This window comes from Paenibacillus sepulcri (assembly GCF_042647105.1).
Classification (GTDB): domain Bacteria; phylum Bacillota; class Bacilli; order Paenibacillales; family Paenibacillaceae; genus Paenibacillus_Z; species Paenibacillus_Z sepulcri.
Genome location: NZ_JBHRUP010000002.1, coordinates 600195 through 624653 on the forward strand (window position 1 = coordinate 600195; position 24459 = coordinate 624653).

General features: G+C 46.5%; 22 protein-coding genes. 4 read left to right on the plus strand and 18 right to left on the minus strand.

Translation table 11 applies throughout. From position 1 onward, the window contains the following. Positions 1-119: 119 nt before the first annotated feature. Complete coding sequence (locus ACFOLF_RS37545; RefSeq protein WP_210046993.1) at positions 120-587, plus strand: DinB family protein; 468 nt, start codon at positions 120-122, stop codon at positions 585-587. 268 nt (positions 588-855) lie between these two features. On the opposite strand, the gene ACFOLF_RS37550 is transcribed toward ACFOLF_RS37545, so the two are convergent. Then, the gene (locus ACFOLF_RS37550; protein ID WP_210046992.1) at positions 856-2061 is read right to left on the minus strand and encodes an alpha/beta fold hydrolase; all 1206 of its coding nucleotides are present in this window, start codon (positions 2059-2061) and stop codon (positions 856-858) included. A 693-nt stretch (positions 2062-2754) separates the two neighbouring features. Continuing rightward, a complete protein-coding gene (locus ACFOLF_RS37555; RefSeq protein WP_210046991.1) occupies positions 2755-3804 on the minus strand; it encodes an aldo/keto reductase in 1050 nt (349 codons plus the stop codon). A gap of 297 nt (positions 3805-4101) precedes the next feature. Here ACFOLF_RS37555 and ACFOLF_RS37560 point away from each other — a divergent pair, with 297 nt between their 5' ends. Next, positions 4102-5028 (plus strand): AraC family transcriptional regulator, encoded by a 927-nt coding sequence (locus tag ACFOLF_RS37560; protein ID WP_210046990.1) that lies wholly within the window; start codon positions 4102-4104, stop codon positions 5026-5028. Positions 5029-5175: 147 nt separating this feature from the next. Here ACFOLF_RS37560 and ACFOLF_RS37565 read toward each other — a convergent pair whose 3' ends face one another. Beyond that, positions 5176-5805 (minus strand): flavin reductase family protein, encoded by a 630-nt coding sequence (locus tag ACFOLF_RS37565; RefSeq protein WP_210046989.1) that lies wholly within the window; start codon positions 5803-5805, stop codon positions 5176-5178. A 359-nt stretch (positions 5806-6164) separates the two neighbouring features. Between ACFOLF_RS37565 and ACFOLF_RS37570 the strand changes: the two genes are divergently transcribed. Then, positions 6165-7285 (plus strand): IS3 family transposase gene (locus ACFOLF_RS37570; protein WP_210047218.1). Its coding sequence is split into 2 segments (ribosomal slippage): positions 6165-6414 and positions 6414-7285, totalling 1122 coding nucleotides; the frame shifts between segments, so codons are not numbered across the junction. Between the two features lie 18 nt (positions 7286-7303). Here ACFOLF_RS37570 and ACFOLF_RS37575 read toward each other — a convergent pair. The 4 genes from ACFOLF_RS37575 to ACFOLF_RS37590 form a co-directional block, all read right to left on the minus strand. Then, positions 7304-8182, minus strand: coding sequence for an aminoglycoside phosphotransferase family protein (locus ACFOLF_RS37575; protein WP_210045852.1), 879 nt, complete (start codon positions 8180-8182; stop codon positions 7304-7306). A 282-nt stretch (positions 8183-8464) separates the two neighbouring features. Beyond that, positions 8465-8809, minus strand: coding sequence for a hypothetical protein (locus ACFOLF_RS37580; protein ID WP_210045853.1), 345 nt, complete (start codon positions 8807-8809; stop codon positions 8465-8467). A gap of 237 nt (positions 8810-9046) precedes the next feature. After that, entirely contained in the window at positions 9047-9817 is a 771-nt protein-coding gene (locus ACFOLF_RS37585) for an endonuclease/exonuclease/phosphatase family protein (RefSeq protein ID WP_210045854.1), read from the minus strand. 248 nt (positions 9818-10065) lie between these two features. Continuing rightward, positions 10066-10527 carry a GNAT family N-acetyltransferase gene (locus ACFOLF_RS37590; protein ID WP_210045855.1) on the minus strand — a complete coding sequence of 154 codons (462 nt, stop codon included), beginning with the start codon at positions 10525-10527 and terminating at the stop codon, positions 10066-10068. A 154-nt stretch (positions 10528-10681) separates the two neighbouring features. Between ACFOLF_RS37590 and ACFOLF_RS37595 the strand changes: the two genes are divergently transcribed. Next, positions 10682-12235, plus strand: coding sequence for a Calx-beta domain-containing protein (locus ACFOLF_RS37595; protein WP_210045856.1), 1554 nt, complete (start codon positions 10682-10684; stop codon positions 12233-12235). 70 nt (positions 12236-12305) lie between these two features. On the opposite strand, the gene ACFOLF_RS37600 is transcribed toward ACFOLF_RS37595, so the two are convergent. The 11 genes from ACFOLF_RS37600 to ACFOLF_RS37650 form a co-directional block, all read right to left on the minus strand. Beyond that, complete coding sequence (locus ACFOLF_RS37600) at positions 12306-12749, minus strand: DUF6376 family protein (RefSeq protein ID WP_210045857.1); 444 nt, start codon at positions 12747-12749, stop codon at positions 12306-12308. A 271-nt stretch (positions 12750-13020) separates the two neighbouring features. Beyond that, positions 13021-14862, minus strand: coding sequence for an oligopeptide ABC transporter substrate-binding protein (locus ACFOLF_RS37605; protein ID WP_210045937.1), 1842 nt, complete (start codon positions 14860-14862; stop codon positions 13021-13023). A 67-nt stretch (positions 14863-14929) separates the two neighbouring features. Then, positions 14930-15853 carry an ABC transporter permease gene (locus tag ACFOLF_RS37610; protein WP_210045858.1) on the minus strand — a complete coding sequence of 308 codons (924 nt, stop codon included), beginning with the start codon at positions 15851-15853 and terminating at the stop codon, positions 14930-14932. A gap of 26 nt (positions 15854-15879) precedes the next feature. Continuing rightward, positions 15880-16842: an oligopeptide ABC transporter permease gene (gene opp4B, locus ACFOLF_RS37615; protein ID WP_210045859.1), complete on the minus strand. Its 963-nt coding sequence runs from the start codon at positions 16840-16842 to the stop codon at positions 15880-15882. Between the two features lie 5 nt (positions 16843-16847). Beyond that, a complete protein-coding gene (locus tag ACFOLF_RS37620; protein WP_210045860.1) occupies positions 16848-17783 on the minus strand; it encodes an ABC transporter ATP-binding protein in 936 nt (311 codons plus the stop codon). Beyond that, complete coding sequence (locus ACFOLF_RS37625; RefSeq protein ID WP_210045861.1) at positions 17770-18786, minus strand: ABC transporter ATP-binding protein; 1017 nt, start codon at positions 18784-18786, stop codon at positions 17770-17772. Before ACFOLF_RS37625 ends, ACFOLF_RS37620 begins: the two co-directional genes overlap by 14 nt. Before the next feature lie 663 nt (positions 18787-19449). Continuing rightward, positions 19450-19749 (minus strand): hypothetical protein, encoded by a 300-nt coding sequence (locus tag ACFOLF_RS37630; protein WP_210045862.1) that lies wholly within the window; start codon positions 19747-19749, stop codon positions 19450-19452. A 53-nt stretch (positions 19750-19802) separates the two neighbouring features. After that, positions 19803-20909: a TolB family protein gene (locus ACFOLF_RS37635; protein ID WP_210045863.1), complete on the minus strand. Its 1107-nt coding sequence runs from the start codon at positions 20907-20909 to the stop codon at positions 19803-19805. A gap of 305 nt (positions 20910-21214) precedes the next feature. Then, positions 21215-22051, minus strand: coding sequence for a carbohydrate ABC transporter permease (locus ACFOLF_RS37640; RefSeq protein ID WP_210045864.1), 837 nt, complete (start codon positions 22049-22051; stop codon positions 21215-21217). 14 nt (positions 22052-22065) lie between these two features. Continuing rightward, complete coding sequence (locus ACFOLF_RS37645; protein ID WP_210045938.1) at positions 22066-22992, minus strand: carbohydrate ABC transporter permease; 927 nt, start codon at positions 22990-22992, stop codon at positions 22066-22068. Positions 22993-23084: 92 nt separating this feature from the next. Next, positions 23085-24416: an extracellular solute-binding protein gene (locus tag ACFOLF_RS37650; protein WP_210045865.1), complete on the minus strand. Its 1332-nt coding sequence runs from the start codon at positions 24414-24416 to the stop codon at positions 23085-23087. Positions 24417-24459: the final 43 nt, after the last annotated feature.

The following is a 24459-nucleotide window of genomic DNA, read 5'->3' on the forward strand; positions in this document are numbered from 1 at the left end:
AATGAATAATCGTTAACTTATACTTAACGTTCCGGTAATGGCGACTGCATTGATGGAAGATTTCATGAGACCTATACTTGGAACATATCAAGCGCTTCATATCAAAGGAGGAAATCAACATGTCTGAAATGATTCTCAACACGGCAAAAACCGCACGTCAATTGGTGCAGCAGCAGGTGCAGGCCATCCCTGAGGAACTGTTCGACATTCAAACGGCAGGTTTCAACAATACAATCCGTTGGAATGTCGGCCATATGATTTATTGGATGGATAAGTATTCTACCCTAAGCTTCGCCTCCCCGTCGGCCATACCGGACTCGTATGATACGCTGTTTAACTCAGGAACAAAGCCCTTGGACTGGACGTTTGCTCCTCCAACGAAGGAAGAGTTGGTCGAGATGTTAACGGCGCAGACTTCCCGCCTATCTGAGCTGACACCTGAAATGCTGGGCGAGAAGCTTTCAACTCCGTTTGCCTTGGGACCGTTCCAATTCAACACCTCCGGCGACTTGTTAAACTTCAAGCTGATTCACGAAGCTTTTCACCTTGGAACGATATCGAGCCAGCTAAAGGTCCTGACACGCTAACCCATGAAAAACAAGAGTCCTATTGCATGGCGTCTCATCAGTCAGACAGTGCTTAGGAACCATCACTCTTCCGTCAACCATGAGAGGGGCGCTGAACTTATTTGAGACACAGGGTTATTCATCTTATCTAACACATATTCTCCATAACACCTCTTTTCCCCTACCGAGGTACATTACCAGTTAGTTCAATGCCCAGCAGTGCCTCTGTACAAAATCTCAGATTTTTCGAAAAAGCAAAAGGAGCTGGCGCGGCAGCTCCTTCGTTGTACTAGCCCATAAAATTGCGAAGCAGACCAGCCAATTGTTCAGGACGTTCCAAGGCCAGACAATGTCCACAATCTAATGATGCCAGCGTTACGTTTTCTGCGATAAGTCCGGCTACGCGATGAACTTCCCCATCCATGAAATACTCACCTCCTATTGCAATCACAGGCATCGTGAGTTTTCGCTGCATGTTCTTTTTAACGAAAGCCATGTTTTCAAAATCATTGCGATACACTTCGAATATGGGACGCAGACCTCCCGGACCGGCAGAACCGCGAACGACTTCATTAAGGAGCTCCTCTGAAATCGCGCTTGGATCCAAACACTCGTCCCTCATCAATCTGTCCCAAAATTCTCTTTCCTTACCCGAGATTAAAAACTCAGGGACATCAGGCACAGCAAAAAAGATGATATGCCAAAACCAGTGATTGGAATAAACGTTCTCAGGCTTTAAAACGGACCAATCTTCTAATCCGAGACCCGGTAACATCATTTCGGAAAAAGAAAGCTTTTCCACCCTGTCCGGATATTTTCCCGCCAGTGCGTAAGAGAAAGCCGCACCCCAGTCTTCACCATGCACTTTATACGTATTGTAGCCCAATTTTTCCATGAGCTGTGCGAGATCATCTGCAATATTATCCATACTATAGCCGCTCTTTGGTCTTCCAGAGTCCCCAAAACCGCGAACATCGGGTGCAATGACAGTATAGCGGTCAGTCAATAGGGGGATAAGCTTATACCAGTAAAACGAAGTCTTTGGTGCACCGTGCACAAGCAGCAAGGGTTCACCGGAGCCAGCGGTCACATAGTGGAGGCGAACTCCGTTGACCGTCTCACGACCATGGATTACCTTATTCCCGCTGTGATCATACATTTGATTTGGATCAAAATGCTGCTGTATATTCTCAACAACCCCATGATAAGGCTGAGTTTGAAGAAACCGGTTGAATTCATAATTTAAAAAATGGCTCTTTTGGAACAATTGATTCAAAACTACAGGGTTATGGCTGGAAGCGAGAAATTGTCTCACCTGGGTTTCCAATTGACGAAATGCATAATCCCAGGTATCTAAAGATTGCTTTCTTTCATCCGAAACCCCTCTAACTCTATTTATAAACGATATATACCCGGTTCCTCTGGAGCAACCATCTATTATGCTGTTGCAGGTTTGAATAGGATTCTGATTCGTATCTCGATAATTGTTGTACAAACTTATATCCTCCTCATAATGATCATGTAATTAAGCTATGCGGGCAAGTGCCTAGAGGTGAAGCTGTTAATGATTATGCCCATGATCCAATACAAGCAGAGGTTACCACCACGCTAAGGAGTTCTTGTCATTCAAATTTGGCAAAAACTTTATCCCATAACGCAAAAAATCCGCGATTTACGCGGCCTTTAACGAGATAATGCTTATGTCATCCGACTATTTGGATCGATTTTAGATAAACAGGCGCTGACGCTGATACCCTAAGCTTGCAGGAACAAAAGGACTGCTATTTGAACATGGAGGATAAATAAAAAGCTGCTGCTGCATAATTCGCTATCCCAGGCACCAAAATATGCACAAAGCAAGAACCGGGGTTTCAATGAGAATTACAGCTGCCTTTAAAAAAGGTGTTGTTCCCCGTTTCATTATCATTAACTTTACCATTTTATTTAAATATTCTTTTTAAATAAAAAAAGCATCCCTCTTTACAAAGGAATGCTTACAAGGGTATAACTACCCGTACTGAAATCAATCTTCCCGTCTTTTCCTCTTTTCTACATTAACCTGCTATTGACGGACAGCAATCCCTCTGCAACTAAATCCTTGAGATATTAACTCCGCCACTCCGCTTGTTTGAAGACCAAGCGTATGATGAAACCGGTTGGTGTCGGCCAATTGCTGTATCTCCTGCGTCTACCGCGGACCAAAACGCCTCTCGACAGGCTCCAGCCTTCCATTTTTTTGGAATTCAACCATCCATCCCGGATATTCGGGCGGAAGTGTGCTTACCTCATTGAGAAGCCGAACTTCTTCATCGGTCAGCTCCAGATTCTCGGCAGCCAGATTTGCCTCAAGCTGGTCAAGCCGCTTCGCGCCAACAAGAACGGAAGTTACGACGGGTCTGGTCAACAGCCACGCCAAAGCGACGACGGCCGGGGTTGTTCCATGCGCCTCCGCAATGGGTTTAAGGGTGTCAATAATGTTCCAGGCGCGCTCCTTGTCCACAATCGGAAAATCGGCTGCCGACCGGCGTGAATCTTCCGCCTTTTGGTTGTGACGGTCGTAACGGCCTGACAGCAGACCGCCAGCAAGCGGACTCCAGACCAGCAAACCCATTTTTTTCGCTTCCAGCATCGGTGCCAGCTCACGTTCCAGATCACGGCCGGCGAGGGAATAATAAGCCTGAAGCGTTTCAAAACGGGCCATGTTTTTATGTTCCGAAATACTTAGCGCATCTGCAATTTTCCAGGCCTGCCAGTTGGATACTCCAATGTACCGGACTTTCCCTTGTGTAACCAAATCATCCAGCGCCCGCAAGGTTTCTTCAACAGGAGTCAAGAAATCATCGAGATGGATTTGGTAAAGATCGATATAATCCATTTGCAGCCGCTTCAAGCTGGCATCCACGGCATCCATGATATGGCCTCTTGAAGCTCCCACATCATTGCGGCCCTGTCCGACCCGCATAGCTGCTTTGGTAGCTACTACGACATCTTTCCGCGTTATCCCCAGGTTGCGAAACGATTGGCCAAGCGTGATTTCGCTTTCGCCATCGCTATAAACATCGGCTGTATCAAAGAAGTTGATGCCGGCATCCACACTCTTTTTTACCATCTGCTCCGCTTCTTCTTGCCCGACTGAACCGACAAATTTATATATCCCCTGGCCGCTGCTGAAGGTCATGGCGCCCAACGCGAGCCGTGATACCAGTAAACCTGTATTGCCGAGTTGCTTGTACTTCATTTGGAATAGCCTCCTTGTTCTCAAAAGAGTAACGTATTTAGCTGGGGAACGATTCATCAAAAGCTGCTTAATCTTTCCCTGACACAAGTTATTATAGTAGCATTCCCGTTTGGAACGATAGTTCATTCATACGGATTTTCTGCCTAATCATCCTGAATCGCAGATTGAGAAATGTTGAACAAGGAGGGACATGCTACAAAAAGCCGTTCATAGAACGAGCGATCAGACTCATTGCTTTTCTTATTCTCCCATGTTTAAATATTGCCTAAGAATACAAACGAAAGAGGGACAAAAGGAATGAACAACAATCAGGCAGATGTGAAGGTGATCCTTAACCGGCTGCTTGTCACAGGCATGCAAATTCCTTTCAGCGCGAGGATTATGCAGACGGCGGTCCCTTTTTTGACTGTTTTAAAGGAAAGCAGCCCTACCTTGTTATCTCATGGAGTCCTCAAGCCATCCCTTTGTATCGTTTTACAGGGAAGAAAGAAGCTGCAGATTGGCCCAAAGGTGATTGAATATGAAGCGGGAGACTTTCTGGCCGCAAGCGTAGATATGCCGGTCAACGGACAGGTGACGGAAGCTGCGGCTGATTCGCCATACATGGCTTTACGGATCGAGCTTACTCCGGGAGAAGTAGCCGCCGTCGCTGCGGAAGCCGATTTGGTCCCCCGTCCGCAAACAGGATTGAAGCCGGGTATCTTTGTAGGAAAGCCTAGCGTGGAAGTATATGAAGGTTTTGAAAAGCTCCTCCGGCTGTCGTCAGACGCCAGAGCGGCCAATTACCTCGCTCCTGCCGTGAAACGAGAGATTATTTACCGCTTATTAGACGGTGAAGAAGGGGCGCTTTTTTATAATAACATGTTATTGCATCAGGAAGCTTCCGGCATCAGCAAAGTGATTGACTGGATCAAGGCCAACTTCGACAGCCCCTTCACGATTGAGGAACTGGCCGAACTGGGGAATATGAGCGCCTCGAATTTGCACTATAAATTCAAAGAAGTAACCGCTATGGCCCCATTGCAGTATCAAAAGCGGCTTCGGCTTCAGGAGGCGCGCAGACTGCTGCTTGACGGGGTCAATGTGACAGAAACGGCGCTGCGCGTCGGTTATCAAAGCTCGACGCAATTCAGCCGTGAATATAAAAGACTGTTTGGGCTTTCGCCGTTGCAAGATATTCGGACAATAATCCATGAGGGCCGGCGGCATGCAGAGAACGGATAACGTCGGCAGGTCAGTTGGTCAGTTGGATTCGCGTGCCGAAGCAGCTCCTTCGTCAATTGTGTGCAGAAGCTGACTTTCGAACCGGAGCGAACCTTCTCAAAACTACTTCTGCTGTTGTTGTCATATTGATTTCACTTTTTCTCCTATTCACCTATTCACTGAGTTCGCCGGTCCGAAAACCGGAGCTAATTTTGATGTTGACAGCTGCTCGCCAAGACCGAAATACTCACAGAAATTCATAATCATCGGGTTCCATTTCGAAGGATCGACATAGTTTGAGTTTGCGTCCATTAGAAGATCATCTTCGATATGAACTTTTTCGATGCGTACTTCAATGGCGACAAGGGAACTTGGTTCTTCGAAGGGATGCAGCTTCACAAACTTGGCTTCCATATGGACGGGGCATTCTTTGACGCGCGGTGCTCGAACGATTTGTGACGGAAGCCGGGTTAACCCTGCGATGCCGAATTTATCTGCTTCATGCTGATAGCCCCTCATTGCTTTGGATTCTGGCACCGGATTGCGGCCTGTTAACAGGGTCAGCCGATCAACCGCGGGAATCAAGTCAATGGACGGCAGATTAAGCACACACTCGTGTTCACGGATCAAATTCTGAACTGTCTGTGACTTGCTGCTGAGCCCGAGCATACACGATTGATTGAGCCACCAGGCAGAGGACATAGGAGCCAAATTGGGCGTCCCGTCTTCGTTGATCGTACTAATAAGCACGACAGAGGAGCCAAAGTACAGAATTTTGGGTTCGATTACCGTATGCATAACAGCTTCACTTCTCCCTGGATCAATTTTTAATTAATGTATCACAAACCTTTTAAGTGTTATACGGATATAGAATAAGACAGCAAGATTGCAAAGGTGCAAATTCCTGACAGACAGCGATTTAGTTTTAGCCTGGGCGCTCGAAGATAATGTATTCGCGATTGACTGCCCGGTCCCTTAATGAACAAAAAAAAAGGAGCTGCCATAAGGCAAGGCTCCTCCGCTAACGTGACCAGTTATCGCAATAAACTATCGCTCGACACAATACATATCCGCTATGGATCGTCTACACTTAGTTGGACAGAAAAAATAAGGGCTTGTAGAATGAACCTATCATTATGAAGGAGCGGATCTCTACAATGCCAAAACAAGAACGACGTACCTTTACTCCAGCATTCAAAAAACAACTGGTGGAGCTCTATAAAAATGGGAAGTCCAGAGCGGCGATTGTGGAGGAATATGACCTCACAGCCTCTGCTTTAGACCGCTGGATCAAACAAGATGAGACAAGCGGTTCCTTCAAGGAGAAGGACAATCGCTCGTCAGACGAGAACGAATTGATCGCTTTACGAAAAGAGAACCAGCGTCTGAAAATGGAAGTGGATATTTTAAAGCAAGCAGCGCTGATCATGGGACGAAAGTAGCTATCATCCGGAATAACCGTGATAAATACTCGGTATCAGCAATGTGCGACGTCCTGCAAATTGCAAGAAGTACGTATTACTACGACGCGAAAGAACAATTGAACGAAGACGATATAACCGAAGCGATTGTAGAGATATTCCACAATAACCGAAAAGCTTACGGTACACGAAAGATTAAGGTTAAGCTCCAGGAACGCGGAATCGTCGTTTCCAGACGTAGAATTGGAAGGATTATGAAAGAGCAAGGGCTAGTCTCGACCTACACAGTGGCTCAATATAAGCCCCATAAAACCACTCCTAATGAAGCAACAACAGAGAATGTTTTGGGCCGCGAATTCGAGCAGGAGGAAGCAAAGCGCTTCGTTGTCAGTGATCTGACTTATGTGAAGGTTCAGAACAGGTGGCATTACATCTGTGTGCTGCTCGACTTGTTCAATCGAGAGATCATTGGCCACAGTGCAGGTCCGAATAAAGACGCTGCTCTGATTTCCCGCGCCTTTGCGAGCGTCCAGGGCGATTTGCGTTATATTCAATGGTTTCATACGGACCGTGGCAGCGAGTTTAAAAATCAAAAGATAGACGAGCTTCTAGGTACCTTTGAAATCGGCCGATCTCTAAGTGCGAAAGGCTGTCCATACGACAATGCTGTAGCCGAAGCCACCTACAAAATCATGAAAACAGAGTTCGTAAACCAGATGAACTTCCAGAGCCTTCGTCACTTGGAACTGGAATTAAACGATTATGTTAATTGGTTCAACAAGCATCGCATTCATGGAACATTAGGCTATATGACGCCTATTCAGTATCGCCAAGAAGCCCTTAAAAAGGTTGTCTGATTTACTGTTGACAATCCACTATTCGCTCAGTAAAATATCGATAACCTTCTTCGCTTCTCTTACAGACAGGGATTCCTTATCCTCCCAAGCGTATGTTATCAGTGCTTTCCATAACGCCCAGCCTCTTGCCCTGTTTTCCGTTTCAACATCAAGGCCTGTAGATTGAAGAAACACTTTCCTGCTTTTGTCATCAAAAAATGTCCATGCCATGGTTAATTCTACTGCAGGATCGCCAACTGCCATTATGCCAAAATCAATTACACTTGACAATTTGCCGTTCTTGACAAGAAGATTTCCTGGATTGATGTCACCGTGAATCCAAACAGGCTTTTTTGTCCATTCGGATGCTGTTGCTTGATGCCATATTTTTAGGCAATTTTCTGCATCTGCTAACCCCCCCAGAGTTTCAAGGGCTGCTAAAGTCCAATCGTTGAGTACAGTTAGAGAACAACCTCTAAAATAGTTATGCTCCCCACCTGCAGGACCATTCGATGCGTCGATTGTTTGAAGCTCCTTTATAAACATAGAAAGATCTACGGCAAATTCATTAATATCTGAGATATTGTCATGCTTTAAGGTTTCTCCGTCAATCCACCTGTTAACTGACCAGTAAAAGGGGTAATCTTCGCCGGGCCTTCCTTTTGCCAGAGGAACAGGAATAGGCAGCGAAAGATGAGGTCTTAGCTCTGGCAGCCATTGCGCTTCTTTCTCAACCTGCGGAGCGTGACCTTCGTCTCTAGGCAGCCTCACACTCATCTCATCGCCCAAATGAAATGTAAAGTTGTCATATCCACCTTTTTCAACAGGCTTGACAGGTAAGTCTGCCCATTGAGGAAATTGCTTTCTTATTAGCCTGCGTACTAAATCGGTATTTATTTTGTCAACACTAAAAGACATATAGGTCCCTCCGTATTTTGGTATTTGCACGGAAGGGATCAGTGCAAGCTATTATCCCTTCCGCACCTCGAATGTCAATGTATGGCCAGCGGCTTTAATGGTTCTCACGATAATCACTCGCTTTCTAAAAGGATAAGTTCATATTATCCCAGAGGAAATATTGTGGCAATAGTCATGTATGATGTATTCAACATTCATCGTAACTGTCCGTTACTTAAACATACGAAAAAAGGAGCTGCCGCGCGGCAAGCTCCTCGCTAACGTGCCTCTTATAAATTCATATTACTTGGAAGAAGACCGCCATCTCCGGCGTGTCTTGTTCTTTAGACCCCGTGCTCCGAGAATGCCAATAGAGCTGGAAGTGAAAACCCCTGGAAACGAAGGAAGCGCAGCGGAAACGAAAGCAACTTTGAACCCAGCTTGGTTGCTGGTGACAGCTGATCTGAATATGGCTGTGAATTTGCCCTTGGAATCCGTAATCGTAATGCCAGGAATAACGGCGCCAAGCGTGCTGTCGAGTACGGAGAAGATGACGACGATTCCGGCAGCAGCCCGCCCTTTAACGAGTACTTGTCCCGAAAGAGTCGAGGATTCGCCAGCTTGTATTAAGCTTGGTACCGCAATCATATTAATAGATGCTATTTTCCGTTTTGTTGAATAATCCCCCACCATAAACACCCCCGTTTGCCGAGACATCATATGACAATATATGAAAATAGCAATGATATGGTGTGGGCTAATCCAAGAGATTGGAAGAGCATGCCAAAAAGAACCCTGGATTAAAAGAGTTCTTATCGCCATATTGGATTATCATCCGGCATTTTTATAGTAATCTTTTCTATCTTTTTTCCCGGAATAGAAACCTCAATTCAGCCTTAACGATGCAACTACCGGATAATGATCTGAAGGATAGCGACCCTCATACTTCTTGCGATTAATAAGGACGGATGCGATTTGAACCTCTTCCGTGACATAAATATAGTCGATTGGTTCTCCGATTTCGCCGCCCTCAAAGCCATGATAGGTGCTGCCAACCTCCTTCTCAGTCAAAGCAGCGTATACATTGATCAGATTCGTATCATTCAAGATCGTAATGACATCGCTTTCAGGATAACTGTTAAAGTCACCTGCCAGGACGGCATGAATTCCTTTCTCTCTGCATAAGCCGCCTATCCGCTGCATAATAAGCTGGATGCCTTTCGTTCTCGCCTCCGTACTCACATGATCCAAATGGGTGTTGAATATATATAAGCGCTTCCCGCCTTGCATTCCGAGCTGGACCCATGTACAGATCCGCGGACAGGCCGTATTCCAACTCCTAAAGCCAAGCTGTTCGGGATACTCCGATAACCCGAAAGTACCGCTTTGTAAAACTTCCAGGCTGCTTCGGAGGTAAAAGATTGCGTTGTGCTCGTCTTCTTGCCCGCCTTGCCGCCCTTCTCCTACCCAAGCATAATCAGGCAGCAGCCTTTCCAGTTCCTTCAGCATCGCGTAGGATCCTTCTTGCGTGCAAATAATCGATGCACGAGATTCATGAATGACCTCAGCCACTTCCGAAACGCGGTTCGGCCATGCATTTGCACCGTCCTGTTTGACATTGATGCGAAGATTAAAGGTCATGACTTTTAATTCCATTCCTTTGCCTCCTATTCATGCGTGCCCTATAGAATGATCAAATATAATCTACCATAAGAAACGCATTCGGATAACAAAAAGAATTATAATTCCTCCAATGCGTAGACGGCAGCGGAAGCAAACTGTATGTTCATTGGCGTGTTGTTCAAATGATCCTGATCGTATATGACGTCAACGAGCGGGATTTGTATGAGCTTACTCGCTTCATGGGAGACGCATCTTTTTAATTTCAATGGCACTTACTCAAATCACCAATGCTTTTCCATGGCTTCTTCACATCGAAAAAAGCCATTTCTTGAATAAAACGGCACACTTTCGCTATTTGGCCAAAGGATAAGAAACTCTACGCTGTTCTCTTTTGACCACTGTTCCATAGCGATATGAATCTTGGTACCGATACCTTGACTTCTAAATAGAGGGCGAGTATAGACGTTGGTAACATATCCGAAATAAGGGTCCGGAGACTTGCCAGGCTTCGGTACTTTATGTATTAGTTGCAAATACATATGCGATACTATATTTTTTTCAACCTCCGCAACCCAAATGTACCAATCTCCGCCTTTTATCGCTTTTATCAAAAATTCGCTACAAATCATGTGAAACCCTTCAAAGCTCGCTATACCTTTGCTGTGCTCGTCTTCTGAGAATTCCCAACGCATTTGAACAAGTTCATCAACATCGTCTAAAGTAGCCAAACGAACTATTGCCATAATTGTCACCCCTTTGGGATTTGTATGTCTTCAATGTGTAACTCATAAAATAGTAACTACTTAAAATAGTAACTACTGAATACCCATGTTTAATTTACCAAATTTGTGATAAAATTTCATTGTAAAAATCTCGGATATGGGCAGGAGGTTCTACATGAAAGGTTTCAAGAAAAATACGTTTATTCTGTTGTGCGGTGCCATGATTGCTGCTGTGTTATTTACTTTAATAGGGATGAAAGAAGTCCATGCAGCCGGTCAAGGCATCCATTGGGAGAATCCTTATTATGGGGTAACCGAAAATGACGGCTTTGTCACGCTGACATTGAAGCGTTCAGATGTTACGAGAAGTGCTTCGGTAAACTATGGGACTTGTTATGCAAATACTTCGCCCGCGGAACCCGGAGCCGACTACGATGCTGAATCTTCCCAAGGTTCAGTAACGTTTAATCCGGGGGAGGCCTCGAAGACAATTACCATCCCGATCTATGATGATTCTATTGAGGAATTCACTTATGCGGGTGTAAATATCTACCGTGGCGAGGTGTTTTGCATGCAGTTGGATAATAGTGATTACGATCCCGAAACCTATATATATATCTGGGATAACGATTCCGACAAACCTGAACCCGCAGGCAAACTAACCATTTATGAATCCTATGCTTCGGTAAGCGAAGATAGCGGTTATATAAGCATTCTGTTAACGCGCAGAGACGGCGCGAATGGTCGAATTACGCTTGATTATACGACCTTCAGTGAGGATGAAGGAGATGAAGCCTCTTATCCTAGTGCATCGCCAGGAGAAGACTACTTGCCGGTAAGCGGTACGCTGGTGTTTGAGGATGGGGAATACTGGAAGAGAATTGATATTCCTATTCTCAATGATCGTGAATACGAAGACGGGATTGGGGAAATATTCCATTTTAAAATCAGTAATCCAACTGGTGGGTCATCAATCGATAATTCCTCCACTTCCATCACTATTGTTGGAGACGATGACGATATTCAGTATCATAATATCCTGTTGTTTAACGATAGCGATCCTTTTGGCAATGTAAACGAAAATGAGGCTTATTATTCCGTGACAGTGAACAGGCAGTATCCTACAGACGGAGAGATCAGGGTTCATTATGAAACCCAGGACGGCTCTGCTCAAAGCGGACTCGATTATGAAGCGGTTACCGGCCTATTAATTTTCGCGCCTGGCGAAACGTCAAAGACGATCCGGATCCCAATCTTTGAAGATCCATTCGTAGAAGGGCCTGAAAGCTTCCAAATTGTGCTGGAAGAAACCGGTGAGGGAGATCCCGTCGTCATTCCATATACCCACGAGGTGTCAATCTTGGACAATGATGAGTATGCGAGCGTCCAATTCGCATCTGCTGTCATATATGAACTGGAAGAATCCAAAGCTGTCAACGTCAAGATGGTCCGATCGGGTACAAGCAAAGGAGCAGTTACCGTATCCTATTTCACCCTATCCAAGACGGCAAAGGAAGACATCGACTTTATCAAATCCTATGGTCGGGTGACATTCGCAGATGGTGAAACCAGCAAGAGCCTTCGTATTCCTATCGTGGACGACGCTTTGATCGAGTACCGGGAATCATTCGGCATTATTCTGGGTCCTTATCAAAATGTGAGCATAGGAGCCATTGCGGAAACAGAGGTTGTCATTTACGATCAAGACCATCTGAAAACAACAAAATAAGCTGTCAGGACACGCCCTCAAACGAGATGCGTGTTTTTTGTTTTATCAGGACTCTCGTAAATTCGCCGCCTTACCCGCCTAAATTATTGATCTGCTCCATCAACCGCGTAATCTCAGTCAGCGTCTGAACAATCTGGGAATCTTTAACCGCCTGTACAGCCGGGTTGTCGTTCAACAAGCTGTTCAAAATCTGATCGATCTCCTGCTGGAGCGCAGCGTTGTAATTCTGCAGCTTGGCATGGAGGTCCTCAGCAATAGCAGGTGCTTCCAGTGCGTTGAAATCCGTCACCCGCTGCTTCATGGCTTCCAGCTCTGCCACCAGCTTTTCCTTTACCTCCGGATCGTTCGCTGTCTGCTGCGCCATGTCGGGCAGCTTCCGGGCAAACTCGGCAGCCTGATCCACATACGTTGTCGCTTCGCTTGTATAGTTCACAGACTGGTCGATCTGCTCCACCACCGAACAACCCGTCAGGATCGCAATGGCCGCCAGAAAGAGCGCAAGCTTCATTTTCATCTCGGCATCAACTCCTGTTCATCTACTTGTTTATACTTCCCATACCCTAAATACGTTTCACAAAATCGCTCTTGTCATTCCTCGACGAGATAAGGATACCTTTACTTTTATTACCGCCAGCAATATCAGAAGAAGTCAAACAAGCCTTAGTCCGGTGGAATACCGAACCAAGGCTTGTTTGTGATTTCATTATATAATTGTCTGCTTGACGTGGTAAGTGCTCCGAAAGTAGATGGATCTACTTTCGGAGCAGCTCCCTGCTTTTATCCTGTTACTTTCCATCTACAAACGGTTTATCCTGCGAGACGGCCAGCTGGTAGAGATAGACATCTGTTCCATCCCCGATCGCATAGTTGAGAACCCGCTTATTCACCGGCACGAGTACAGCACGATAGAGTGTCGGGAATACAGGAATCTCCTCAACCATCAACTGCTGCCATTTCTTATAAATATCCTGGCGAACCTTCACGTCGAACGCTTCTTTGGAAATGCCTGCGGCAAGCAATTTATCCTGTTCTTCGTTCGCAAACCGCGGGAAGTTATAGATGGCGTCGCGTCCATAAAGTCCTGAAGGATCAACGTCGATGCCTACTGACCATGCGCCCTGGTATACATCTACCTTCGGATCGTCTTCGCCGTTCGCGCCAACCCGGTCATAGAAGGTGTTGAATTCGACCATTTCAAGCTGAACGTTTAATCCGATTGCTTTCCACGATTGCACATAGTAACGCGCTAACGGTTCTGCGATATCGCCGCCAGTCATGGAAATGAAGTTAATGACCAGTTCACTTCCGTCCGGATTGGTTCGGTAATCGCCGTTTAGTTTGTACCCGGCGTCGTCCAACAGTTTTTTGGCCGCCTCCGGATCGTATTTGACGCCTGGATTTGTGGCATCGTGATACTCAGGATGAGAAGGCGGAATCAGCGTCGTGGCGTTCCAGCGCAGACCATGATAGAACTGTTTGCCCACCTGATCGTTATCTACGGCAAGCCACATCGCTTTCCGCAAATTCACATCGGCCATTTTCGCCTTATCATCCGGAGCGACCTTTCCTGCCGCCGCATCCCATTTCCCCAGCTTAAAGCCGATGTACGTATAAGCACGATCGATTGTACCCAGAAACTCTACGTTTGTCATATCCGCATTGTCCGGGTACTGGTCAACCGGGAAGGAATCGACGAGATCAACTCCGCCGCTTTCCAGCTGCTGAATGACGGTGGTCGGATTAATGACCTTGAGGACTACTTTATCCAGGCCAGGCTCGCCGCGCCAGTAATCCGGATTTTTGGTAAAAACGACCGATTCGCCAGGTACGATGCTTTCGATCTTATACGGTCCGAAGCCAATCGGCTTCTCGCGCACTTCAGGCGATGAGGAAATTTTCTCGACAGGTATATTGCCGAAAATATGTTTCGCAAGCGGATAGCTCCAAATCCCTCCGGTTAATAGGGAAGGCGTAGATTGAACATACGTAATCTTCAGCTGCTTCTCATTAAGCACTTCAATACCGGAGATCGTTTTCGCTTTGCCTTCATGGTATTCCGTCATGCCGACGATATTGGTGAAGCTGGAATCGTAACGCGGACCATCGTATTTCGGATTGCCGATCACCTCGTGCGCGAACAGCCAATCCTCGGCGGTAACCGGCTTGCCATCCTGCCAATTGACATTGTCTTTGATGGTGAACGTAAAGGTGCGTCCGTCTTCCGACGCTTCATATGTAGCTGCGCCGTCATTCGTATACACATAGCTCTCATCCCAGGTCAGCAGCCCTTCGTCAAACCAACTGAGTACCTGCGAGTCCGGGTCGCCGGAATAGAAATTCCAGTTCAGCGTCCCTTCGAAAGGCGTATCGGACACGAGACCGAATGTGATGGAACCCCCTTTTATCGGTTCGCCTTCATTTTTCTTCACGTTGCTGAAATCATCAATCGAATAGAGGCCGTCATCTTCAGCCGGCTTTTCACTCTCAGCAGGAGTTGTGCTGTCCTCCCCTTCAGTTGGAGCCGTGCTGGCCTCCTCCTCAGTCGATGATGGGGTGTTCGTCTCATTACTGTTCCCGTTGTTGGAGCAGGCGCCGAGCATTAGCGCAAACACAAGAAGCAGCGGCATAAATACTGACCTTGTCAATCCTGGTTTCTTCTTCAAACGATCTCCTCCTAATAAATTGAATGCCTCTTTACCCTTTCCTCTGTCTTGCGTCCGTCGCGCGCTTTAACGCTTGACCGACATTGTTTATGCAAAGCATCAGCACCAGAATCAGTATCGATGCAGGTAACCAAATCCACCATCTGAATTCCAGCGTCTGCGGGTTTGTGGCATAGCTGACCAACGTACCCAGGCTGGGCGTGCTTTCGGGGAAGCCGAACCCCAGGAAGGACAAGCCGGATTCCAAGCCGATATTGGCCGCCAGATTCAAGGTCATCGTAACGATAATAATGGAGCTCAGATTGGGCAGAACTTGCAAAAACATAATCTTCAGATGCGAGGATCCCACCGTTCGCGAAGCTTGCACATACTCCAGCTCTCTTTCCTGCAGCGCTTTGGAACGGATTAATCTGGCGATACCCATCCAGAGGAAGGCGGTCATAATAAGGGAGAACGAGACGATGCCGTAATTCGGGACCGCAGTAACGAATGCAATGACAACCATTAAGGTTGGAAGGATCATAAAGAAATCCACAAATCGCATAAAAAGGTTATCGATCAAACCGCCAAAGTAGCCGGATGCCAGCCCGATCAGAATGCCGATCAATCCGGTAAGCAGCGTTACGATAATGCCAATCGATAAGGAATTCCGGGTCCCGATAATGAGCTGGCCGAACACGTCGCGTCCGCCATAATCGGTGCCCAGCCAGAATTCCGCGGAAGGCGGCTGATTCAGCGCGAACAGGTCTACGGTAACGATTTGCTCTTGATCCAATACAATGGAAACGCCGTAGACGATCAAGATGACAACGCCCAGAAAAATCAGTGAAGCGAAGGCTACCTTATCCCTAACGATTTCCCGCCACAGAATTTTCCAGCTGGACGGGCTCTTCTCCACTTCCTGCGGCGCAGGTGCCAACTGTGGCGCCGGTTTGTTCGCATATGCCTGTTCCATTCCATTCACCTCATGGTCCCGAGTTCTTATTTAATTCGAATGCGCGGATCTACGAAACTTAAGATGATGTCCGAAAGTAAAGCGCCGATAATGGAAGCTGCGCCGTATAATAACACCACTGCTGTAACTACGCTGAAATCCCTCAAGGAAATAGAGCTTAAGAAGAGCTGCCCCATTCCCGGATAACTGAAGATACTTTCAATGAATACCGTGCCTCCGATCAGACCGGTAATTTCATAGCCGAAAAAAGCGGCGATCGGCAGTAACGAGTTGCGTAAAATATGCCGGTTATAGACGCGGGACTCCGAAGCCCCTTTCGCTCTGGCGGTTATAATGAAATCCTTCTGCTTCGTATCGATGATTTCGCTTCGCAAATACTGTACGGTCGCAACCGTTGTAATTAACGCCATGGATAAAGCCGGAAGCAGAATGTGATATACTTTGCTCATCGCATACGCAAGGGTGTCCGGAGCAGTGCCAGGCGTGACGCTCCCTTCGGTCGGGAACCAGCCGAAATGAAAACCGAACAGCCACAGCATCAATAGCCCGAAAATAAAAAGCGGAGCCGCAAAGCCCAAGTAGGTATAGCCCGTAATCGTACGGTCGGCCCAGGTATCATGATAACGGCCGCTTATAATGCCGAGCGGAATCGCAATTAGATAGGTAAGCACAAGAGTAAGGAGAGATAACCAAATCGTGTTCATCATCCGCTGCCCGATTAAGTCGGAGACCGGCATTTTAAAGCGGAAGGACTGTCCGAAATCGCCTTGCAGCGCCTTTACAATCCAATCCCAATACTGAACATACCATGGATTATTGAGGCCAAGCCTCTCCCTCTGTGCATCCAACGCCGCCGGATCGATACTCGGATCAAGTAAGCCTGTCAGCGCATCTCCTGGCATCGCTTTCGCGAGCAGGAAGACGAGAATGCTTAACAATAAAATTTGGGGAACCATAATGATCAATCTTCGCGCCGTAGTCTTCCACATCGCCGTCACCCCTTCTCAGGCAAAGCCGCCAGATGCGTCTCTGAAATGGGCCGTAACGGGAATGCCAAGCCGTCCGCATCAAAATATTGGTCATAGGCCTGTTCATATTCCGCCTTTACGGCCTGACGAAACTGATACAGCCGCTCCCGCTTTGAGGGATCCATATCCGGTATTGCCGTTATAAGGCGTTTTGTATAAATATGCTGCGGATTCTCAAAAATATCTGCCGTCGTGCCCTGCTCGACGCAGCGGCCCTTGTACATAATTCCGATATGATCGCACATATGCCTGATAATCCCCAGATCATGACTTATCAATAAATAGGTAAGCTTTAATTGCTTCTGAATATCCTGCAGAAAATTAAGCACCTGTGCCTGTACGGATACGTCAAGCGCCGAGACCGGTTCATCGGCTATAATAAGCTTCGGCTTCAAAGCAATCGCTCTTGCAATGCCGATCCGCTGCCGCTGGCCTCCTGAGAATTGATGCGGATATTTATGTATCATTTCCGGGCTTAAGCCGACCTGCTCCAACAGCTGCTGCACCTGGCGCTTCTCTTCCTGCGCGGACAGCTTCTCAAAATTACGCAGCGGCTCGGCGACAATATCGAGAACCCGCTTCCTGGGGTTTAAAGAGGAGTAAGGATCTTGAAAAATCATTTGAATGTCCTTGCGGAAGCCGGGATGGCTTCGCAGCCCGCCCCCAAAGATGGGTTGTCCTTCGAAGAAAACCGTTCCTGACGTAATAGGATTTAAACCGATAATCGCACGGCCAGTCGTTGTTTTCCCGGAGCCTGACTCGCCGACAAGGCCATAAGTTTTCCCCTGTTCAATGGACAGATGGATACTGTCTACCGCTTTAATCGATCGAAGCTTTCGGTTGAAAATCCCGCCGCGCACCGGAAAATGGACCTTTAAATCCCTTACCTCAAGTAATGGCATGCTGAGAACCCTCCTCTTTATGATTGGGGAAGTGAAAGTTCTTGTAGCAGGTGCATCTTACAAAATGATCTGGCTCGATCTCATGCATGCCGGGCTGCTCCTCATGCGCAGATTCAGCGATCCAGGGAATTCGCGTTCGAAAGCGGCAGCCCTGACGGGGAAGATTTTGCAGAGGCGGAACAATCCCTTGAATAACATGGAGCTTCGATTTCGCTTCTCCAGCGGATGGTATAGACTGGAGCAGCGACCTTGTATAAGGATGGCGGGCATCAGAAAGGAGGGTGTAAATATCGGCGATCTCGACAATTTGTCCAGCATACATGACCGCCACGCGGTCCGCCATTTCGGCAACTACGCCCAAATCATGGGTAATCAGAACTACTCCTGCCTCGCTGTCCTCTTTCAACCGTTTAATGAGCTCAAGGATTTGCAATTGTATGGTGACATCAAGGGCCGTTGTCGGCTCGTCGGCAACCAGCAGCTTCGGATCGTTCGCAATCGCGATGGCGATTACGATCCGCTGCCGCATTCCGCCGGACAACTCATGGGGAAACAGCCCGTAGGTATGCTCCGGGCGAGGAATGCCCACTTTCGCCAACAGGTCAATAACCTTGCGTTTTCTTTCCTTAACCGAACATTTCGGATGATGGAGGAGAATGACCTCGTCGATCTGGGAGCCGACAACCATGAGCGGATTTAAGGCCGATAAGGGGTCCTGAAAGATCATGCCCAGTTCATTGCCGCGCAGCTGGTTCAGCCTGGAAGGAGGAAGATGAGCAATATCTTGTCCTTTGTAAAAAATACTCCCCTCGATCCTCGCCCTCGTATGCAGTCCCATAATCGAAAAGGCCAGCGCGCTCTTGCCTGAACCGGACTCGCCTACAATCGCCAGAATTTCATTCTTTCTCACCGTCAGGGATACATCATCTACGGCTGCATAATAATCATCTGAAATGCGGAAGGAGGTTGTCAGGTGTTCAATTCTCAATAATTCTTCATTCACTATAATCCCCCTAACCGTAAAGGAAATAAAATATTATTCATCGAAATATCTGAAAATATAAATCTAACATTATTATGATAGATAACAGAACATAGAACTTCCACATTTTCCTTAATCATATGCCATATCTTAATGCTTGATTAATCTACTGTCAAGTATTAACAAATTAGACAATGTACGATTTAATTCGACATGACTATATGGTTATTCAATCCATAACAACACAAAAATAGGACATTAGTCTTGAAAGGCATGATATTCCCGGTCCTTTCAAACCAGAACCATCTCCGGCAGTTCACGATTCAATGAACAATAGATCCTGCTGCGCATTACTTTACTTTTCTTTTCTCCGCAGCGTTGGCGAGAACCCCTTCGCTTAGGAGAAATCGTCGATAAAAACGCCTAAAACAAGCATTGCAAAGACTTCATCCGCCCTAATAGCGTGATATAGCAAACAATATGTTATATACAACTAGTAACTTAAATGCTAATATTGTTATAATATTCAAAGAGGGATGACCCTATAAATGGAAATTAATGTTTTTTCTCATCCTTATGGTTAACAAATTTCGAATTAAGCGTTTTCAAACCCTCGTACAAACATTTCCTACACGCCGCACTTCATCTCGATCGCTTCATGCCCAGACATAAATGGGGATTTTATTAAAATTCCTGAATAAAAAAATCTAACATGCTTCCAATATACAAAGTGATAAAAATAAGAAAGAAAGCAATTATATTAAGCATCAATACTGTACGGTCTAATTTGGATGTTGTTTTTCTAAGCGAAAGAATAGAAAGAACAATGCCTGCCGGCGGTAAAATAAAAGTCGACTTCAATCCCCAGTTGTTAAATTTCTGATGATCAAATATAAAAAAAGCATCAACTAAAAAGCCAATAGCTGTAAGTAAAAATGTTGACACTGAAATGATGCGGAATATCCTGATATTTTTTAAATTCAAGTCTTATACCACTCCCTCTTTTTTAAGTCCTTCATCGTTTGTCTTTAATTCTGTTATGAATACGTTAAATGGACAATACTGCTGCTATATCGGTCCCCGCTCCATTCGGTAAAGGCCAGTTCTCTGCCCGAAGGGCTCCAAGAGGTGGTCAGATTTTCGATATCGTCCGCGATCTGGGTGGACTTATCGGTTAACAGATCGTAAAGATACAGGCCGTTAACGGCTGTACCGTTCACATTGGCATTCAGACTGTAGGCAATCATCCGCTGATCCGGCGACCATGAAACGCCGCCAAGCTCCGTACCTTCCGCGATGATTGTTCGATTTCCCCCGTCCGCATCGCAAAGGGTCATCGTTTGTTTGGGGGCGTTATTTTGCAGCACCAGCATTTGCTGTCCATCCGGCGATGGGAATACACCGTAAACATGATCAAGATTCAAGCTTGCCTTTTCCTTCGTATTTAGATCCAGAGCCTGTAAGGATTCATCGGAATTGGTATTGTAATAAACCTTATCCTTCATTTTTTGGACAATAAACAAGCCTTCCCCATTTAACCCAGCCACAGCCGCGATATCACCAGAGGTGCTTGCCGTAAAGGCACCGCCGCTGTAGGCTGGGCCAATAACCGTTTCATCATCGGCCCAATGGGCGCTAAGGGCCCCTGCGATCGGATCGCCCATGATGCCGAATGATTCCAATGTATCCAGATCCATCACGTGATAGACGGGATCGCCTAATGAGTATTCGCTATATAGCAGATGCTTCTTGCCGGACGATAAGACAGCTTCGCCCAGGAACGCATTTTCCTGTTCTTTTAACAACTCGTATTGTTTGGTATCCAGATGGTACAGATACAGGCTTTTGGGATAGGAATCCGACAGCTCTTCCAGGCTCATTTTGGCCAAATCTTCGTTTTCTTTTGAAATAACGACTGTTTCTTCATCCATCCAGTCGGTGATGGCTATATTCTCATAGTGTTCAATTTTTTCCACGGAAGCATCGTTCTCGCCTGCTTCTTTGCCGGCATCGTCAATGACCGTTGCGGTGTTCCCGGGCTCTTGAGTGACAATCTTGTTTCCGGCCTGATCTGTACTGCAGGCAGTAAGAATCACCAGCAACGCCGGAACAATTGCCATCTTGCCTATTTGGATTTTCGTCATTTGGAGCGCCTCCTCAAATTCTGATTACAACCAGGAATGAACAACACTAAATTAAAGATCGCTAAACGTGTCCTTCATACCAATCCCCCAGTCATATTAATGACGTAAATTTGAGGCGAATTGTTGCATTATTCTTCCAGTTAGCTTGCTGCCTCCAGCAGCAATGTCCTGGCAGCCCAATCAATTAGAGCTACCAATTGAAGTTGTTCCCCTCCCCATAATATTATCCGTAATGGGTTCTTAGTTCTCTGTAATACTTCAAAAAGCCATGATCATGAGGTCATGGCTTCTTGAGACGTTTTTGATTAGCCTTTTGTTCCTGTAAGCGCAATACCTTCAACGAAGTAACGCTGCAAGAAGATAAACATGAGAATCATCGGCAGTGTCGCGAGCAATGATCCTGCCATGAGAAGCGGATAGTCTGTCAGATATTGTCCTTGAAGCGAAGCCAGACCGGCGGAAAGGGGCATTTTCCCCGGAGAGCTATTAACGATAAGCGGCCACATCAAATCGCTCCAGGACCAGAGCGCGGTCATGATGGCCAGCGCGATCAGGCCCGGTTTTGCAAGTGGCAGCAGTATTTTTAAGTAGATTCTAAAATGGCTGCATCCATCGATTTTTGCCGCCTCTTCCAGCTCTTTGGGCATGGCCTGAAAAAATTGGCGGAGCAGGAAGGTTCCAAAGGCGCTTGTCAATCCCGGAACGATCAGTGCGGTTAATGTATTAAGCCAATCAAATTTCACCATGATCAAATATTGCGGAATCAAGTAAGCTTGATTGGGCACCATCAATATGGACAATAACAAGATAAACAGTACATTTTTTAATGGAAATTCAATGCGTGCAAATGCGTATGCGGCCAAAGAGCAGAACACCAGTTGTGCGAATGTCTTTGCGACGGTCGTAGCAACGGTATTCCAGTAGAAAGAGAGAAAAGGAAGAGTATCGAAAACACCGAGATAATTTTTCCACTGTATGGCCCTGGGAAAGATGACCGGCGGAACTCGAGTCGCTTCTCCCATCGTTTTCACCGATGTGAGCACCATCCAGACAAACGGCGTGATCATGATCACCGCTCCGATCACGAGGATAATATGAACAGCGGTGAGCCTCATACTAAATCGTTTTTTCGTATGCACCATTTTCGACCCCCTTCCTATTCGTAATGGACCCATTTTTTTTGGAAGATAAACTGAATGACGGTTACCAATAAAATGATCACGAATAATAGCAAGGCGACTGCCGTTGCATAGCCTTTGTCATTATCCAGGAAAGCTGTCTCATAAAAGTAATACACGATCGTTTGCGTCGCGTCGATAGCAATGCTGTTCGGTCCGATCATCATGAAAATCAATTCAAAAACCTGAAGCGAACCGATCAGCGATGTGATGGTCAGAAAGAAAAAAGTAGGCGTCAAAAGAGGCAGCGTGATGCGGAACAACCTGGTCATGGTACTTGCGCCGTCTATGGAAGCCGCTTCGTAAAAGGAAGAAGATATGCCCTGAAGTCCGGAAATCAAAATGATCATATTATACCCGATGCCCCCCCAAACCGAAACAACCGCAATGGAATATAATGCGATCGACGGGTCGGAAACCCATCCAACATGCACGCTGGTAAAGAAGCCCAGCACATAATTCAACAATCCGAAGTCCGCGTTATACAGCCATTTCCACACCATGGCTACGGCAGCGGGCATCGTTACCACTGGCAGGAAATACAGCGTTCTGTATAATGGTATCGCACGGATCTTTTGGTTTAATAGAATCGCAATAATCGTCGAGATGATAAGACTGACCGGCACCGTACAGACGGTGAAAACCAGCGTATTCTTCAGAGAAGACCATAATTCCGGGTCGCTCGCCATACGTTGATAGTTCTCCGTGCCCGTCCAATTGTAAGTTCCAAAGGCGTCCCACTTTGTAAAGCTGAGATAGAAGGTTTGAATCAATGGCCAAATACTGAAAATACCTGTACCGATCATCGTAGGGGCTATCATGACATAAGCCCAGAAATAATCATTGCGGCGCATCCTGCTCATACCCTTGCTCTTCGTTTGTTTAAGGGGGACGGCCGATTGCATCGGAGCACTCGATCCTGCCACGCTCATTGACATTCCTCCTAATGGCAGTATCGGCTGCAGCTGCAGCCAATACTGCGGCATGGTACGCTTAGTTACTGCTCTTCCGCAAGAACTTTGTTGCCTTCTTCCGTCACTAATTTAGCAGCTTCCTCGACCGAAATTTCACCGGCCCATGCCCGCTTGAAGTAATCGATCTCAAACTGCTGCCATTTGCGCGTTTCGATAGATATCGGATAAGGAACGGAGTACTCCATTGCATCGACGAAGACCTGCAGATTGAAGCTGGGATTTGAGCTCACAAACGGACCCTGGGTTCCATTAAATGCGGGAATTACCGCCCCCGACTCCGCTTGAATATCGGCCGCTTCTTTCGATCCGAGGAATTTCGAGAATAACCATGCTTCCTCGGGATGTTTGGTGTTTGCTGCTATTACGTTGCCCAAACCGTTGATGACAGTCGCTTTTTTCTTGCCTTTGGGCAGTGGAGCAACGTCAACTTTGTCCTTTGTATATTCATTCTGTGCGAACTCGATCTGGTTCCAGGAACCGGCGGTGATCATCGCCACTTTACCCGACTCAAAAAGCACATTTGTCGTATTGTCCGTCATCTGCTGAAGCGTTGGGGACACCTTGTACTTCAGAACAAGATCATTCAGGAATTGCATCGCTTCAAGCGATTCAGGCTCGTTGTAGCCCAACGACTTTTTGTCCCCGGAGATGACATGCCCTTCATTTTGGAAAATGAAGTTATACATGACCTGTTGTTGATCATTCGGAGCGGCAAAACCGTATACGCCCTTTGCAGGGTCCGTCAGCTTCTGCGCCGCTTCCAGCAATTTGTTCCAGTCCCAGGTATCATCCGGGTATGGAATGCCCGCTTCGTCAAACATCACTTTGTTGTACCATAAGCCAATGGTGTCCAAATCTTTGGGGAATGAGTATACATTGCCATCGAAAGTATACAGATCGATCAAAGATTGCGGATAGTTGGTCATATCAATCTGATCGGCTTCGATTTTATCGCTAATTGGGGAAAGCTGGCCATTGCTCGCATACTTCAGGAAGTTTGCCGGGTTCATCCAGAAAAGATCGGGAAGGCTCTTGCCCGCTGCTGAGGTTTCGAGTTTCGTCCAGTACTGCTCGAAGGGCGTAACCTCCACCGTTACTTTGATATTCGGATTCGTCTCGTTGAATTTCTTAATGATATCCTGCATTGCAGGCTCCTGGTTTTTATCCCAGATCGCATATCGAAGCTCTACCTGTTTACCGGATGGCTGGGTTCCTGAAGCATCTGCATTACCAGTGTCCGCACCTGTTCCCCCTGAATTGCCGTCTGTTCCGCCGGAATTGCCATTGTCACCACTGGAGCAAGCTGTAACAAATACCATAAGAGCCGCCATCAGCACGAAATACAACTTTTTCATACATATCCTCCTATACGAGTTTAATATGAATACCGAACTAGAC